The organism is Streptomyces sp. NPDC050759 (genome assembly GCF_044456945.1).
In the GTDB taxonomy this organism is placed as follows: domain Bacteria; phylum Actinomycetota; class Actinomycetes; order Streptomycetales; family Streptomycetaceae; genus Streptomyces.
In genome coordinates this window covers 214,798-229,221 of the sequence record NZ_JBITGI010000001.1, presented here as the reverse complement: position 1 = coordinate 229,221, position 14,424 = coordinate 214,798, and the positions used below count along the sequence as shown (strand labels likewise).

At 71.5% G+C, this 14,424-nt stretch carries 11 protein-coding genes and 1 pseudogene; 3 read left to right on the top strand and 9 right to left on the bottom strand.

The features are described 5' to 3' along the window. Window positions 1-423: pseudogene (locus tag ACIBJB_RS01040) on the bottom strand (hypothetical protein); the annotation flags it as partial. A 49-nt stretch (window positions 424-472) separates the two neighbouring features. On the opposite strand from ACIBJB_RS01040, the gene ACIBJB_RS01035 reads away from it, so the two are divergent. Beyond that, window positions 473-1,240 (top strand): peptidoglycan recognition protein, encoded by a 768-nt coding sequence (locus tag ACIBJB_RS01035; protein ID WP_398926789.1) that lies wholly within the window; start codon window positions 473-475, stop codon window positions 1,238-1,240. Window positions 1,241-1,249: 9 nt separating this feature from the next. Here the strand turns inward: ACIBJB_RS01035 and ACIBJB_RS01030 are convergent, their stop codons facing one another. Next, a complete protein-coding gene (locus tag ACIBJB_RS01030; protein ID WP_398925181.1) occupies window positions 1,250-2,377 on the bottom strand; it encodes a lipid II:glycine glycyltransferase FemX in 1,128 nt (375 codons plus the stop codon). A 159-nt stretch (window positions 2,378-2,536) separates the two neighbouring features. Between ACIBJB_RS01030 and ACIBJB_RS01025 the strand changes: the two genes are divergently transcribed. After that, window positions 2,537-2,782 (top strand): hypothetical protein, encoded by a 246-nt coding sequence (locus ACIBJB_RS01025; protein WP_398925179.1) that lies wholly within the window; start codon window positions 2,537-2,539, stop codon window positions 2,780-2,782. Window positions 2,783-2,817: 35 nt separating this feature from the next. Here ACIBJB_RS01025 and ACIBJB_RS01020 read toward each other — a convergent pair whose 3' ends face one another. The 4 genes from ACIBJB_RS01020 to ACIBJB_RS01005 form a co-directional block, all read right to left on the bottom strand. Beyond that, the gene (locus ACIBJB_RS01020) at window positions 2,818-3,336 is read right to left on the bottom strand and encodes a DUF4240 domain-containing protein (RefSeq protein ID WP_391053213.1); all 519 of its coding nucleotides are present in this window, start codon (window positions 3,334-3,336) and stop codon (window positions 2,818-2,820) included. Between the two features lie 56 nt (window positions 3,337-3,392). Beyond that, a complete protein-coding gene (locus tag ACIBJB_RS01015) occupies window positions 3,393-4,391 on the bottom strand; it encodes a helix-turn-helix transcriptional regulator (protein WP_398925177.1) in 999 nt (332 codons plus the stop codon). A 181-nt stretch (window positions 4,392-4,572) separates the two neighbouring features. Continuing rightward, window positions 4,573-7,275 (bottom strand): pyruvate dehydrogenase (acetyl-transferring), homodimeric type, encoded by a 2,703-nt coding sequence (gene aceE, locus ACIBJB_RS01010; RefSeq protein ID WP_398925176.1) that lies wholly within the window; start codon window positions 7,273-7,275, stop codon window positions 4,573-4,575. A gap of 261 nt (window positions 7,276-7,536) precedes the next feature. After that, complete coding sequence (locus ACIBJB_RS01005) at window positions 7,537-8,160, bottom strand: GntR family transcriptional regulator (protein ID WP_398925174.1); 624 nt, start codon at window positions 8,158-8,160, stop codon at window positions 7,537-7,539. Window positions 8,161-8,373: 213 nt separating this feature from the next. Here ACIBJB_RS01005 and ACIBJB_RS01000 point away from each other — a divergent pair, with 213 nt between their 5' ends. Then, the gene (locus tag ACIBJB_RS01000; protein WP_398925172.1) at window positions 8,374-9,081 is read left to right on the top strand and encodes a hypothetical protein; all 708 of its coding nucleotides are present in this window, start codon (window positions 8,374-8,376) and stop codon (window positions 9,079-9,081) included. Between the two features lie 59 nt (window positions 9,082-9,140). Here ACIBJB_RS01000 and sucB read toward each other — a convergent pair whose 3' ends face one another. The 3 genes from sucB to ACIBJB_RS00985 all read right to left on the bottom strand — a co-directional run bounded on the left by sucB (window position 9,141) and on the right by ACIBJB_RS00985 (window position 14,237). After that, a complete protein-coding gene (gene sucB / locus ACIBJB_RS00995) occupies window positions 9,141-10,928 on the bottom strand; it encodes a 2-oxoglutarate dehydrogenase, E2 component, dihydrolipoamide succinyltransferase (RefSeq protein WP_398925170.1) in 1,788 nt (595 codons plus the stop codon). 61 nt (window positions 10,929-10,989) lie between these two features. Next, on the bottom strand, window positions 10,990-12,378 hold the full coding sequence (gene lpdA, locus ACIBJB_RS00990; RefSeq protein ID WP_398925168.1) for a dihydrolipoyl dehydrogenase: 1,389 nt from the start codon (window positions 12,376-12,378) through the stop codon (window positions 10,990-10,992). A 311-nt stretch (window positions 12,379-12,689) separates the two neighbouring features. Beyond that, on the bottom strand, window positions 12,690-14,237 hold the full coding sequence (locus ACIBJB_RS00985) for a leucyl aminopeptidase (RefSeq protein ID WP_398925166.1): 1,548 nt from the start codon (window positions 14,235-14,237) through the stop codon (window positions 12,690-12,692). Window positions 14,238-14,424 lie beyond the last annotated feature (187 nt).

Genomic DNA, 14,424 nt, shown 5'->3' with positions numbered 1-14,424 from the left:
AGCGGTGCCCGTCCGGTCGGCGGCCTCCGTCGGGCCCGAGAGTCCCGTCGGGTCGGCGGCCTCCGCCGGGAGCGCGGTTCCCGCTGATCCAGCGGTGCCCGTCCGGTCGGCGGCCTCCGTCGGGCCCGAGAGTCCCGTCGGGTCGGCGGCCTCCGCCGGGAGCGCGGTTCCCGCTGATCCAGCGGTGCCCGTCCGGTCGGCGGCCTCCGTCGGGCCCGTGACTCCCGTCGGGTCGGCGGCCTCCGTCGGGTCCGCGGCTCCCGTCGGGTCCGCGGCTCCCGTCGGGTCCGCGGCTCCCGTCGGGCCTGCGATCCCTGTCCGACCTGCAGTTCCCGCCGATCCAGCGGCCCCCGTCCGGTCGCCCGCCTCCGCCGAGCCCGACAGTCCCGTACGGTCGGCGGCCTCCGCCGAGCTCGCGAGCATCGGCCGACCTGCGGCTCCTGTTCGGTCGGGGCGGGTGCTTCCGTTCGCTGTGCGGGTGTTGCTCGGGTGTCTTCCGGGGCTCGGTGCCGTTCTCGGGCTGGTGCTGTGTGTGAGCGGCGTCGAGCGTGCGGTCGATGCCAGGGCCGCCAGGGTGGCCGAACCGGCCCGGCACGGGCTCGTGGCGCACACCGCGGCCGAACCGCACATCGTGCCGCGGTCGGTGTGGGCCGCCGGCACCGGTGAGGCGAACTCCGCCGCCCGCACCCCACCGCCCGCGCACTACGACGACAAGGTGCTCGCGGTCTTCGTGCACCACACCGACTCGCCCAACGACTACGACTGCGCCGACACGCCCCGCATCATCCGCTACCTCGCCGCCGGCCAGACCGGTGCCCGGGACTGGGACGACATCGGCTACAACTTCCTCGTCGACCGTTGCGGCACCATCTACGAGGGCCGCGCGGGCGGCGTCGACCGGCCCGTCACCGGTGCCCACACCCAGGGCTTCAACCACCGCACCGCGGGCATCGCCGCCATCGGCACCTTCACCACGGGCGTGTCCGTCCCGCGGGCGATGACCGACGCGATCGCCGCACTGGCCGCCTGGAAACTCGGCCTCGCCGGCATCGACCCGCGCACCACCGTCCGGCTCACCTCCAGCAACAGTCTCAGCCGCTACGCCGCCGGCACCACCGCGGAACTGCCCGCCCTCGCCGGCCACGGCGACGGCTACATGACGACCTGTCCGGGCGCCGCCCTCAGGGCACGGCTGCCGGAGATCAGGGAGACGGCGGCCCACCTCCAGAGGCGGAACTGACCCGCCGGGTCACCTGCGCCCGAGATACACCCCCAAGGCCCGCTGCAACACCCTGCCCTGGAGCCCCACCGGCCGTTCCCACTCGCCGAGGTACTCCACGACCCGGCCGCCCGCCCCCGTCTTGAAGCGGAGCCGGCCCAGCAGACGGTCCTCACCGAGGGACGGGTTCACCGAACGCAGGTCGTACGTCTCGGCACCGGCCGCCCGCGCGTCGCACAGCATCCGCCACAACAGCGCGCTGCTGGGCCGCAGTTCCCGCCCCCGGCGACCGGACGCGGCATAGGAGTGCCAGACGCGCGAACCGACGTTGATCATCAGCGCGGCGGAGAGCACCTCGCCGTCGTACTCGGCGAGATAGAGCCGCAGCCGGTCGGAGTCCTCGGCGTTCATGGCCTCCCACATGCGCCGGAAGTAGACCGGCGGGCGGGCCCGGAAGCCGTCGTGGGCGGCGGTCGCGGCATAGAGGCGATAGAAGTCGGGCAGATCGGCGGCCGTCCCCCAGGAGACCCGGACACCCGCCGACTCGGCCGTGCGCAGCGACTGCTCGAAGTGCGGTGCGAGGGCTTCGCGCAGCTCGTCCACCGAGCGGCCCGCGAGCGGGATGTGACAGCCGTAGCGCGGCTGTCCGAGCCCGAAGCCGCTGTCCTCGTCCTGCGCGCACCGCCGCCACCCCAGCCCGCGCAGCCGCTCCCCGGCGTCCAGCGCGAACCCGTCGACGCCGGCCGCGGGCACCTCGCGCACATGGCGTACGTCGGGGTCGGCGATGCCCGCCGTCACCGTCTCGGGGTCCCAGTACCGCACGACGACGGGTGGCCCGATGCGCACGGAGAACGCCCCGCGCTTCTCCAGGTGGGCGACCAGCGGATCCAGCAGGCGTTCCGGGCGCGGGTGGCGCCAGTCGATCGCGGGCCCGTCGGGGAGATAGGCGAGACAGCGCCGGGTGCCGGGCAGCGGCCGGTACAGGACGAGTGCCGTCGCCACCATCGCCTCGCCCTCGAACCAACCGACGCTCTCCGCCACCCAGTCGGGCTTCACGTCGGCCCACTCGGGGATCTGGAGATGGCTCGCGTCGGGATGCAGCCGCAGGTGGGCGAGATGGTCCTCGCGCGTGATCTCGCGCACATAAGGGCTGGTCATGGGCGGGGTGCTCCTGTTCGGGGCGGCCACGGTAAGCCGGGAGTCACGGCAGGGGTCAAGAGGCCTGGCCCTCACAGGTTTCTCGTAGGCGGCTCAAGGACCACTCCGAAACAGCCGCCCTATCGTCATGCACACGCACTGACTGGAGGTGGGGAAGAAATGAACAGCAGTCACATGGACACCACGATCACCACGGAGAAGGGCGCCGGCTGGACCCGGACCGCCCGCGGCCCCTGGGCGGTCGTCTGCGCCGTCGCGGCCGTGATCCTCGGCCCGGCCGCCGTCACCGCGTCCGCGCTCGACCAGGCCAACGCCGCCCCGATGCACCACGCGGTGAGAGCCGACCAGACCCAGGCGTACATCCCGACGGACACGACCCGGCGCAGGGCCACGACGGCGGCCTGAACAAAACGCGAGCGGCCTGACCGCGACCAAGGACCCTAACCCCTGAACCGCTCCCACAGCTTGGGATACCGCTCCGCCAGCACCCGGTCGCTCTCCAGGTCGACCGGTGCGCCGAGCGGCTCGGAGGCCCCGGGCGGGATGCCCAGGTCGGGAGCGACGGCACCGGTGAGCTGCTCGTAGGCCTCGTCGGCCGCGTAGCCCAGTTCCTCGCCGTCGCCGTCGATCTCCTCGTCGAAGTCGGCCAGCAGGTCGGCGAGCGAGTCGGGGTCGTGCACGCCGCCCTCGTAGACCTCGCGCCCCTGGCCGATCAGCCAGCACCGGAAGGAGTCGAAGGCGTCGTCGCTCACCCCGTCCAGCAGGATCCAGGCGGCGCCCCACAGGTCCCAGGTGTACGCACGGTTGAAGCGGGCCTCGAAGTGACGGGCGAAGTCGAGGACCATGTCCGGGTCCAGCGCGAGGAGCCGGTCCACGAGCAGGTCGGCCTGCTCCTCGGGGTCGCCCTCGGCGGCCTCGCGGGTGGCGTCCACCAACTCCCAGAACTCCGTCTCGTCCATCACGGGTCCAGCATCGGGCCTGCAAGGGTGGGACGCACGTGGAGTGCGGCGGATTGTTATGTCCCGAACAGGGTCCCATCCCTGCCGTACAGCTCCGCCAGACGTACGGCGTCCCTCGCGAACCGCGTCCGCAGACTCTCCGGGGCCAGCACCTCGGCCTCCGGCCCCAGCGACGCGAGCTGCGCGTGGGCGACCTCCTCGGACTCCACCGGGAGGGTCACCGTCACCCACCCGTCGTCGTCCGGCGGCCCGGCGGCCGCCAGTGCCTCCCGGGCGGGACCGGCGGGATCGACGGCGTACGGCAGTCCGCGCGCCCCCGCTTCGGACAGCCGTACGACGACCTCGGCCCGCAGGATCGAGCGCGCGAACTGTTCGGCGCGCTCCTCCCAGAAGCCGGGCAGGTCGAACTCCTCGTCCCGCTCGAACCGTTCCCCGGCGGCCGTCACCGCCAGGAACCGGTCGATGCGGTAGACCCGGAAGGAGCCGTTCCCCGGGATCCGCGCGCACAGGTACCAGACGCCCGCCTTGAGCACGAGTCCGTACGGCTCCAGCTCCCGCTCCACCTCGCGCTCCCGGCCGCGGTAGCGGGCGGTGACCCGTCTGTCCTCCCACACGGCGTCGGCGACGGCGGGCAGCAGCTCGGGGGACTTCGGCTCGGTGAACCAGTTGGGCGCGTCGAGATGGAACCGCTGCGCGGCCGTACGGGAGGCGTCGCTGAGGGAGGGGAGCAGCGCGGCGGACACCTTCAGCCGGGCGGCGGAGGCGGCGTCCTCGAGCCCCATCTCGCGCAGCGCCCCCGGCACACCGGAGAGGAACAGCGCCTCGGCCTCGCTGCGGGCCAGGCCGGTGAGGCGGGTGCGATAGCCGCCGATGAGGCGGTATCCGCCTGCCCTGCCCCGGTCCGCGTACACCGGAACCCCGGCCTCCGACAACGCCTGCGCATCCCGGGTGACCGTCCGCTCCGACACCTCCAGCTCGCGCGCCAGCTCGGCGGCGGTCATGGAGGGACGGGACTGGAGGAGCAGCACCATTTTGATGAGACGGGCAGCACGCATGGGGCCATGATGCCGGGGGTTCGTGGTCGGGCGCGGCCCGGATGTGGCCGGTCGCGCAGTTCCCCGCGCCCCTTGAAAGACAGGTCCGCTCAGACGCACCTGTCTTTTAGGGGCGCGGGGCTGCGTCCATGTGCGGCTCCGCCGCGGGGCGCGACCAGCCCCCACCGGACCCGCAGCCGAACTACAACCCGTACTTCTCCCGCGCTTCCTTCACCGCGGTCGCCTTCACCTCACCGCGCCGGGCCAGCTGGGCCAGGGCCGCGACCACGACCGACTCCGCGTCGACGCCGAAGTGGCGGCGGGCGCCCTCGCGGGTGTCGGAGAGGCCGAAGCCGTCCGCGCCGAGCGAGGACCAGTCCTGCTCGACCCACTGGGCGATCTGGTCCGGGACCTGGCGCATGTAGTCGGAGACCGCGAGGACCGGGCCCTCGGCACCGTGCAGCGCCTGACGGACGTACGGGACCCGCTCCTCGCCGCGCAGCAGGCCGGCGTCGGCCTCCAGCGCGTCGCGGCGCAGCTCCGTCCAGGACGTCGCGGACCACACGTCGGCCGCCACGCCCCACTCCTCGGCCAGCATCCGCTGCGCCTTCAGTACCCAGTGGATCGCCGTGCCGGAGCCCAGCAGCTGGATGCGGGGGGCGTTCGCGACCGGGGAAAGCCCTGCGGACTCCGCCGTGTTGAAGCGGTACAGGCCCTTGACGATGCCCTCGTCGACACCGAGGCCGGACGGCTTGGCGGGCTGCGGGAGCGGCTCGTTGTAGACCGTCAGGTAGTAGAAGACGTTCGGGTCCTCGCCGGGGGCCGCCTCGCCGTACATGCGGCGGATGCCGTCGCGCACGATCGTGGCGACCTCGTAGGCGAACGCCGGGTCGTACGACAGCGCCGCCGGGTTCGTCGCCGCGATCACCGGCGAGTGCCCGTCCGCGTGCTGCAGGCCCTCGCCCGTCAGCGTGGTACGGCCCGCCGTGGCGCCGACGAGGAAGCCGCGGCCCAGCTGGTCGCCGAGCTGCCACATCTGGTCGGCCGTGCGCTGCCAGCCGAACATCGAGTAGAAGATGTAGAACGGGATCATCGCCTCGCCGTGCGTCGCGTACGACGTCGATGCGGCGATGAAGTCGGCCATCGAACCGGCCTCGGTGATCCCCTCGTTGAGGATCTGGCCGTTGGTGGCCTCCTTGTAGTACATCAGCTGGTCGCGGTCGACCGGCTCGTACGTCTGGCCCTTGGGGGAGTAGATCCCGAGCGACGGGAACAGCGACTCCATACCGAAGGTGCGCGCCTCGTCGGGGACGATCGGCACCCAGCGCTTGCCGGTCTCCTTGTCGCGGACCAGGTCCTTGATCAGGCGGACGAAGGCCATCGTGGTCGCGACGTTCTGCGTGCCCGAGCCCTTGTCGAAGGAGGCGAAGGCCTTTTCGGCAGAGGCGGGCAGCGGGGCCACGGGGTGCACCCGGCGGGCCGGGGCCGGGCCGCCGAGGGCCGCGCGGCGCTCCTGGAGGTAGCGGACCTCGGGGGAGTCGGCGCCGGGGTGGCCGTAGGGGACCACGCCGTCGACGAAGTCGCTGTCCCTGATGGGCAGTTCGAGCAGGTCGCGCATCGTCTTGAACTCGTCCACCGACAACTTCTTCATCTGGTGGTTGGCGTTCTTCGACGCGAAGCCCTCGCCGAGGGTGTGGCCCTTGACCGTCTGGGCCAGGATCACGGTCGGCGCGCCCTTGAACTCGACGGCGGCCTTGTAGGCGGCGTACACCTTGCGCGCCTCGTGGCCACCGCGGGAGAAGTGGAAACACTCGAGGATCTTGTCGTCGGACAGCAGTTTCGCCATCTCGACGAGCGCCGGGTCCTTGCCGAAGAAGTCCTGGCGGATGTAGGCGGCGTCGCGCGTCTGGTACGTCTGCACCTGCGCGTCGGGTACCTCGCGCAGCCGTCGTACGAGCGCGCCCGTGGTGTCGAGCTGGAAGAGCTCGTCCCAGGCGTTGCCCCACAGCGACTTGACGACGTTCCACCCGGCGCCGCGGAACTGGGCCTCCAGCTCCTGCACGATCTTGAAGTTCGCGCGGACCGGGCCGTCGAGGCGCTGCAGGTTGCAGTTGATGACGAAGGTGAGGTTGTCGAGGCCCTCACGGCTCGCGAGCGCGAGAGCCGCCGTGGACTCCGGCTCGTCCATCTCGCCGTCGCCGAGGAAGGCCCAGACGTGGGACTGCGAGACGTCCTTGATGCCGCGGGCCGTCAGGTAGCGGTTGAAGCGTGCCTGGTAGATCGCGGAGAGCGGGCCGAGGCCCATCGACACCGTCGGGAACTCCCACAGCCAGGGCAGGCGGCGAGGGTGGGGGTAGGACGGGAGGCCGTTGCCGCCCGACTCGCGGCGGAAGTTGTCGAGCTGCTGCTCGTCCAGCCGGCCGTCGAGGAAGGCGCGGGCGTAGATGCCGGGGGAGGCGTGGCCCTGGATGTAGAGCTGGTCGCCGGACCCGTCGGCCTCCTTGCCCTTGAAGAAGTGGTTGAAGCCGGTCTCGTAGAGCCAGGCCGCGGAGGCGAAGGTGGCGATGTGGCCGCCGACGCCGTACTTGGAGCCGCGGGTGACCATCGCGGCCGCGTTCCAGCGGTTCCACGCGGTGATGCGGGCCTCCATCGCCGGGTCACCGGGCAGGCCCGGCTCGGCGGCGGTGGGGATGGTGTTGACGTAGTCCGTCTCGAGGAGCTTCGGCAGCGCGATGCCGTTGCCCTCCGCCCTCTCCAGCGTGCGGCGCATCAGGTACGCGGCACGGTGCGGGCCGGCCGCCTTGGCGACCGCGTCCAGGGAGGCCTGCCATTCGGCGGTCTCCTCGGGGTCCCGGTCGGGGAGCTGGTCGAGCTCGCTCGGCTGGATGGCGATGGGGTCGGTCATGTCGCCGCCTTCCTCAGTCGAAGGGGGTTCCCTCAATCAGGCAGGGTTTCGGGGGTGCCCTTTGTCTTTGGCAGGACAGGGCGGAGGGCCCCGGTAAGGGCCCGTCGAGGACTCTAACTCGCTGATCGATGATCGATCAAAGGGTTGAGAGGCAAAACTTCTCGATGACGAGAAAGTAGGCACGGGGTGCCTCGGACGGAGACACCGGGTGCCTTGTTTTCTAAGGGTTTCCGCAGGTGAGCGCCGGTGTGCTCGGCTGCGTCAGGCCCGCGGCGCGCACCCCAGGACATGCGCCTTCACGATCTCCGGGATCCGCGGGTCCCGGCGCTTGAACGCCGCCACCAGCTCGTCGTGCTCCTCCGCGTACGACTGCTGGACCGTCCCCAGCCAGCGGATCGACAGGGCGGTGAAGACCTCGATGCCCAGGCCCTCCCAGGTGTGCAGCAGCACCGAGTTGCCGGCCGCGCGCACCAGCTCGCGGTGGAAACCCACCGTGTGCCGCACCTGCCCCGTGCCGTCCGAGTCGCGGTCGGCCTCGTAGAGCGCGGCGACATGCGGCTCCAGGGCCGAGCAGTCCCGCGCCAGCCGCTCCGCCGCCAGCTCCGCCGCGATGGCCTCCAGACCGGCCCGCACGGGGTAACTCTCCTCCAGGTCGGCCGCCGTCAGATTCCGCACCCGTACGCCCTTGTTCGGCGCGGACTCGATCAGCCGCAGCGACTCCAGCTCGCGCAGCGCCTCCCGCACCGGCGTCTGGCTGACCTCCAGCTCGGTCGCGATACGGCGCTCCACGATCCGCTCGCCCGGCTGCCAGCGCCCGCTGACGATCCCTTCCACGATGTGCTCGCGGATCTGTTCGCGCAGCGAGTGGACGACGGGCGCGGTCATGAGAGCTCCTTAAGGGCGTTTGACGTTTAGACAATAAGGCCGAGTGCCCGTCCGGGAGGGGCGCACGGGGGCGCTTTCCTGCAGGTGAGACGAGGCTTACACGCTCCCAGCCGCACGACTTCTGTCAAGACACGGAACCCCACGGCTGTGAGCAGTGTCGCGTTGGTCAGGGGTTCCCGCGCGGGGCGCCCCTTCGCACCACAGGGGGACGGCATGAACATCGGGGGACAGCGCGGACTTGCGTTCGCGGCCGTGATCGGCGCGATCGTCGCCGTGACGGGCTGCGGTCAGCAGGCCACACGGGCGACGGCCGACGTGCCAGCGAGCAGTACCGGAACGACCGAAGCGATCACCAACATGGCGGGCGCGACCCGGGGCAGCGGCGCCGCCTGCGTCTTCGTCAAGCCCGACGGGGCACAGAAGTTCGGGCACGTCGGCTGGGGCTTCAAGGTCCCGGGCAGCGGACGCTGGGTCTACGGCGCCGTCGAGAACCCCAGCGAGAAGCTGTACACCCCGCCGGGCGGCGACATCGGGGCCTGGCACGCGGAGGGATCGTACGACCGCATGCTCAGCGACATGTCCACCGACGCCATCCCCCACTCTCGGCTGCGCTCGAGCGGGGGGACCACCATCCCCGGCACCTCCGAGCACCCCTACAGCCGCTACCGCTGCACCGGGTCCTCGACGCACGACGTGAACAACGCCCGGGCCATGATCGGCAAGGTCGAGGCCCGTGGCTTCCTCGTCGGGGTCGACCCGAGGACCGGGAAGCTCACCTCGCGGGACTGTCTGGACGCCACCTACGACGTCCTGAAGGCGTACCGGACGAGGCACCTCACGCCCGCACCCAGGCTCTCCATCCCGAACGTCTGGGTGGAGGAGCTGTGGGGCTGGTCGGACAGGACGCTGACGCCGCGGTGAGACGACGGTGCCCCGGCCGGAGAGCTCCGGACGGGGCACCGTACAGGCACTGCTGAGGATTACAGACCGAGCTCGACCTCGAACTCGCCCGCCTCAAGGATCGCCTTGACCGCGGTCAGGTAACGGGCCGCGTCGGCGCCGTCCACCAGACGGTGGTCGTAGGAGAGGGTCAGGTAGGTCATGTCGCGGATGCCGATGACCGTGCCCTCCTCGGTCTCGATGACCGCCGGGCGCTTGACCGTGGCACCGATACCGAGGATCGCGACCTGGCCCGGCGGCACGATGATCGTGTCGAAGAGCGCACCGCGCGAACCGGTGTTGGAGATGGTGAAGGTCGCGCCGGACAGCTCGTCGGGCGTGATCTTGTTCGCGCGGACCTTGCCCGCGAGCTCCGCCGTGGCCTTGGCGATGCCGGCGATGTTGAGGTCGCCCGCGTGCTTGATGACCGGGGTCATCAGGCCCTTCTCGGAGTCCACCGCGATACCGATGTTCTCGGTGTCGAAGTAGGTGATCGTGCCCTCGTCCACGTTGATCCGCGCGTTGACGGGAGCGTGCGCCTTCAGCGCCTGGGCCGCGGCCTTGACGAAGAACGGCATCGGGGAGAGCTTGACGCCCTCACGGGCCGCGAACGTGTCCTTGGCCCGGGCGCGCAGCTTCATCAGGCGGGTGACGTCGACCTCGACGACCGAGGACAGCTGCGCCTGCTCGTGCAGCGCCTTGACCATGTTGTCGCCGATGACCTTGCGGATGCGGGGCATCTTGACGGTCTGGCCACGGAGGGGGGAGGCCTCCAGGGACGGCGCCTTCTTGGCGGCGGCGGGAGCCGGAGCGGCAGCGGCGGGAGCCGGAGCAGCGGCGGCGGCCTTCGCGGCCTCGGCGGCGGCGATGACGTCCTGCTTGCGGACCCGGCCGCCGACGCCGGTGCCCTTGACGGCGGCCAGGTCGACGCCGTTCTCGGCGGCGAGCTTGCGCACCAGCGGGGTCACGTAGGCGCCGTCGTCACCGGAGGGCGCGGCGGGAGCCGGGGCCGGGGTGACCGGGGCGGGCGCCGGAGCCGGAGCGGCGGGCGCCGGGTCGGGAGCCGGAGCCGTCTGCTGCTGCGGGGCCGGAGCCGAGGGCGCCTGCGGGGCCGGAGCCGGAGCGGGAGCGGGCGCCGGGGCGGGGGCCTCGGCGGCGGGGGCCGGGGCCGGAGCGGCGGGGGCCGGGGCAGCGGCCGGAGCCGCGCCCGGGGCGCCGATGACGGCGAGCTTCGCGCCGACCTCGGCCGTCTCGTCCTCGCCGACCACGATCTCAAGGAGCACACCGGCGGCAGGCGACGGGATCTCGGTGTCGACCTTGTCGGTGGAGACCTCGAGCAGGGGCTCGTCCTCCGCTACCTCCTCGCCGACCTCCTTCAGCCACCGGGTGACGGTGCCCTCGGTGACGGACTCGCCCAGCGCGGGCAGGACGACGTCCGTGCCCTCGGCGGAGCCGCCGCCGGAAGCGGCCTCGGCGGTGGGAGCGGGCGCGGGGGCGGCCTGCTCGGTGGACGGGGCGGCCGGAGCCGGCTCCGGGGCGGGCTCGGCGACCGGCTCGGCGGCCGGTGCCGGGGCAGCGGCGGGGGCGCCGGTGCCGTCGTCGATCACGGCCAGCTCGGCGCCGACCTCGACCGTCTCGTCCTCGGCGACCTTGATGGAGGCCAGGACACCGGCGGCGGGGGAGGGGATCTCGGTGTCGACCTTGTCGGTCGACACCTCGAGCAGCGGCTCGTCGGCCTCTACACGCTCACCCTCGGCCTTCAGCCAGCGGGTGACGGTGCCCTCGGTGACGCTCTCGCCGAGCGCCGGAAGGGTTACGGAAACCGCCATGGTTTCGGTTGCTCCTTACGAATTGCGGAAGTCTGTGATCGTCGCTTCGTCGACCGAGGGATCAGTCGTGCGCGTGCAGCGGCTTGCCCGCGAGGGCCAGGTGCGCCTCGCCGAGCGCCTCGTTCTGCGTCGGGTGGGCGTGGATGAGCTGGGCGACCTCGGCCGGCAGCGCCTCCCAGTTGTAGATCAACTGGGCCTCGCCGACCTGCTCGCCCATGCGGTCGCCGACCATGTGGACGCCGACCACGGCACCGTCCTTCACCTGGACGAGCTTGATCTCGCCCGCGGTGTTCAGGATCTTGCTCCTGCCGTTGCCCGCGAGGTTGTACTTCAGAGCGACGACCTTGTCCGCACCGTAGATCTCCTTGGCCTTGGCCTCGGTGATGCCCACGGAGGCGACCTCGGGGTGGCAGTACGTCACCCGCGGGACACCGTCGTAGTCGATCGGAACGGTCTTCAGACCGGCCAGACGCTCCGCGACCAGGATGCCCTCGGCGAAGCCGACGTGCGCGAGCTGGAGCGTGGGGACCAGGTCACCGACGGCGGAGATGGTCGGGACGTTGGTGCGCATGTACTCGTCGACCAGGACGTAGCCGCGGTCCATCGCGACGCCCTGCTCCTCGTAGCCGAGACCGGCGGAGACGGGCCCGCGGCCGACGGCCACCAGCAGCACCTCGGCCTCGAACTCCTTGCCGTCGGCGAGGGTGACCTTGACGCCGTCCTGGGTGTACTCGGCCTTCTGGAAGAAGGTGCCCAGGTTGAACTTGATGCCGCGCTTGCGGAAGGCGCGCTCGAGCAGCTTGGAGGAGTTCTCGTCCTCGAGCGGGGCGAGGTGCTTGAGACCCTCGATGATCGTGATGTCCGACCCGAAGGACTTCCACGCCGAGGCGAACTCGACGCCGATGACACCGCCGCCCAGGATGATCGCGGACTTCGGCACGCGGTCCAGGACGAGGGCGTGGTCCGAGGAGATGATCCGGTTGCCGTCGATCTCCAGGCCCGGCAGCGACTTCGGCACGGAGCCGGTCGCGAGGAGCACGTGGCGGCCCTGGATGCGCTGACCGTTGACATCGACGGAGGTCGGCGACGACAGCCGGCCCTCACCCTCGATGTAGTGGACCTTCCGGGAGGCGACAAGCCCCTGCAGGCCCTTGTACAGGCCGGCGACCACGCCGTCCTTGTACTTGTGCACCCCGGCGATGTCGATGCCCTCGAAGGTGGTCTTCACGCCGAACTGCTCGCTCTCGCGGGCCTGGTCGGCGATCTCGCCCGCGTGCAGCAGGGCCTTGGTGGGGATGCATCCCCGGTGCAGGCAGGTACCGCCGACCTTGTCCTTCTCGATCAGGGCGACGTCAAGCCCCAGCTGAGCCCCGCGCAGGGCCGCGGCGTAACCGCCACTACCACCGCCGAGGATCACTAGGTCGAAAACGGTGCTGGCGTCGTTCGCCACGTCACGTCCTCCATGCATGTGCGCCGTACGCCGGTCTCCAGTGACCGCGCGGCGGCTGGTGTCCGGCCGCTCTTTCTTCGGCCCTGTGTGGGGGCCCTGTCCTGCCGAGCCCCATCTTCGCACTTGTCAGCCCTGAACGAGACGCCGGGCCGGGGTGTGAGACACCACACGCTCACATGTGAAAGGGAGACCCGGTGAGACTTTCAACCAGGGACGCGATGACACACCCAGGGGCGCGGGGAACTGCGCGACCAGCCACAACCGGCCCGCAGCCGCCCACGCCCCGCAGCGTCCGAGCTATTGGGCGACCGTCACCCCAGGTCACCGGAGCCGACAAGCTCCGCCAGCCGCACCAACGTCCGCACCGCAGACCCCGTCCCACCCTTCGGCGTGTACCCGAACGGCCCACCGTCGTTGAACGCCGGCCCCGCGATGTCGAGGTGCGCCCAGGTGATCCCCTCACCCACGAACTCCCGCAGGAAGAGCCCGGCGACAAGGCCACCGCCCATCCGTTCACCCATGTTCGCGATATCGGCGGTGGGAGAGTCCATCCCCTTGCGCAGGTGCTCCGGCAGCGGCATGGGCCAGGCAGGCTCCCCGACCTCCTCCGCGGCCTCGTACACCGCCGTACGGAACGCGTCGTCGTTGGACATGATCCCGAACGTCCGGCTCCCCAGCGCCAGCATCATCGCGCCCGTCAGCGTCGCCACGTCCACGATCGCGTCCGGCTTCTCCGCCGACGCGGCCCACAGGGCGTCGGCGAGCACCAGCCGCCCCTCCGCGTCGGTGTTGAGCACCTCCACGGTCTTGCCGCTGTACATCCGCAGCACGTCGCCGGGGCGCGTGGCCGACCCCGACGGCATGTTCTCGGCGAGCGCCAGCCACCCGGTGACGTTGACCTCGAGACCCAGGCGCGCGGCCGAGACCACGGCCGCGAACACCGCCGCCGCCCCGCTCATGTCGCACTTCATCGTCTCGTTGTGACCCGCCGGCTTCAGCGAGATGCCGCCCGAGTCGTACGTGATCCCCTTGCCGACCAGCGCGAGGTGCTTCTTCGCCTTGGACGAGGTGTACGACAGCTTCACCAGCCGCGGCCCCGAGGCCGACCCCGCGCCGACGCCGAGGATGCCGCCGTAGCCGCCCTTCTCCAGCGCCTTCACGTCGAGCACCTGCACCTTGAGGCCGTGCTCCTTGCCCGCGGTCTGCACGATCGAGGCGAACACCTCGGGGTTCAGGTCGTTCGGCGGCATGTTGACGAGGTCGCGCGCGCGGTTGAGCTCCTCGGCGACCGCGGTGGCCCGGGCCAGCGCGGCCTTGTACGCGGCGTCCCGCGGCTTGCCGCCCAGCAGCGTGGCCTCGGCCAGCGGAGCCTTGCCGTTCTTCGCCTTGGCGTCGTTCTTCGAAGGCGCATTCTCCTTGTAGGCGGTGAAGGAGTACGCCCCGAGCAGCACGCCCTCGGCGACCGCGCCGAGGTCGGCGGCGTCGCCGATCGGCAGTACGAACACGGCCTTCTTCGCGCCGGCCAGTGCGCGGGCGGCGACACCGGCGGCCTTGCGCAGCGCCTCTGGGTCGAAGGAGGAGTCCTTCTCGGGCTCGGCGCCCAGGCCCACGGCCACCACGAGCGGCGACTTGATGCCGGAGGGCGCCGGCAGCTTCGTCACCTCGCCCTCGGCGCCGGAGGCACCGAGGGTCTCCAGGACGCCGGCGAGCCTGCCGTCGTAGGCCTTGTCCACGGATTCGGCGCCCGGCGCCACTACCAGGTCCCCGGACCTGGACGCAGCGCCCTTGGCGACACCGATCACGATCGCGTCGGCCCGCAGGCCGGGCGCCGCGGAGGAGCTGAGAGTGAGAGCAGTCACGGTGGTGAATTCTCGCTTCCGATGTGAAGTTGCCTGGGTCGAAACGGGTGGGTCGACCGGGCCCGACGGCCGACCCTATTTCGTGTCCGAGCACGGGCCCCGATCGGGGCCTTCACCCCTGTCGGCGACCACCCGGGACGAGCCTACGCTCGGGTCGGCCGAGCGTACCTCCGGCTGCGGCACACGA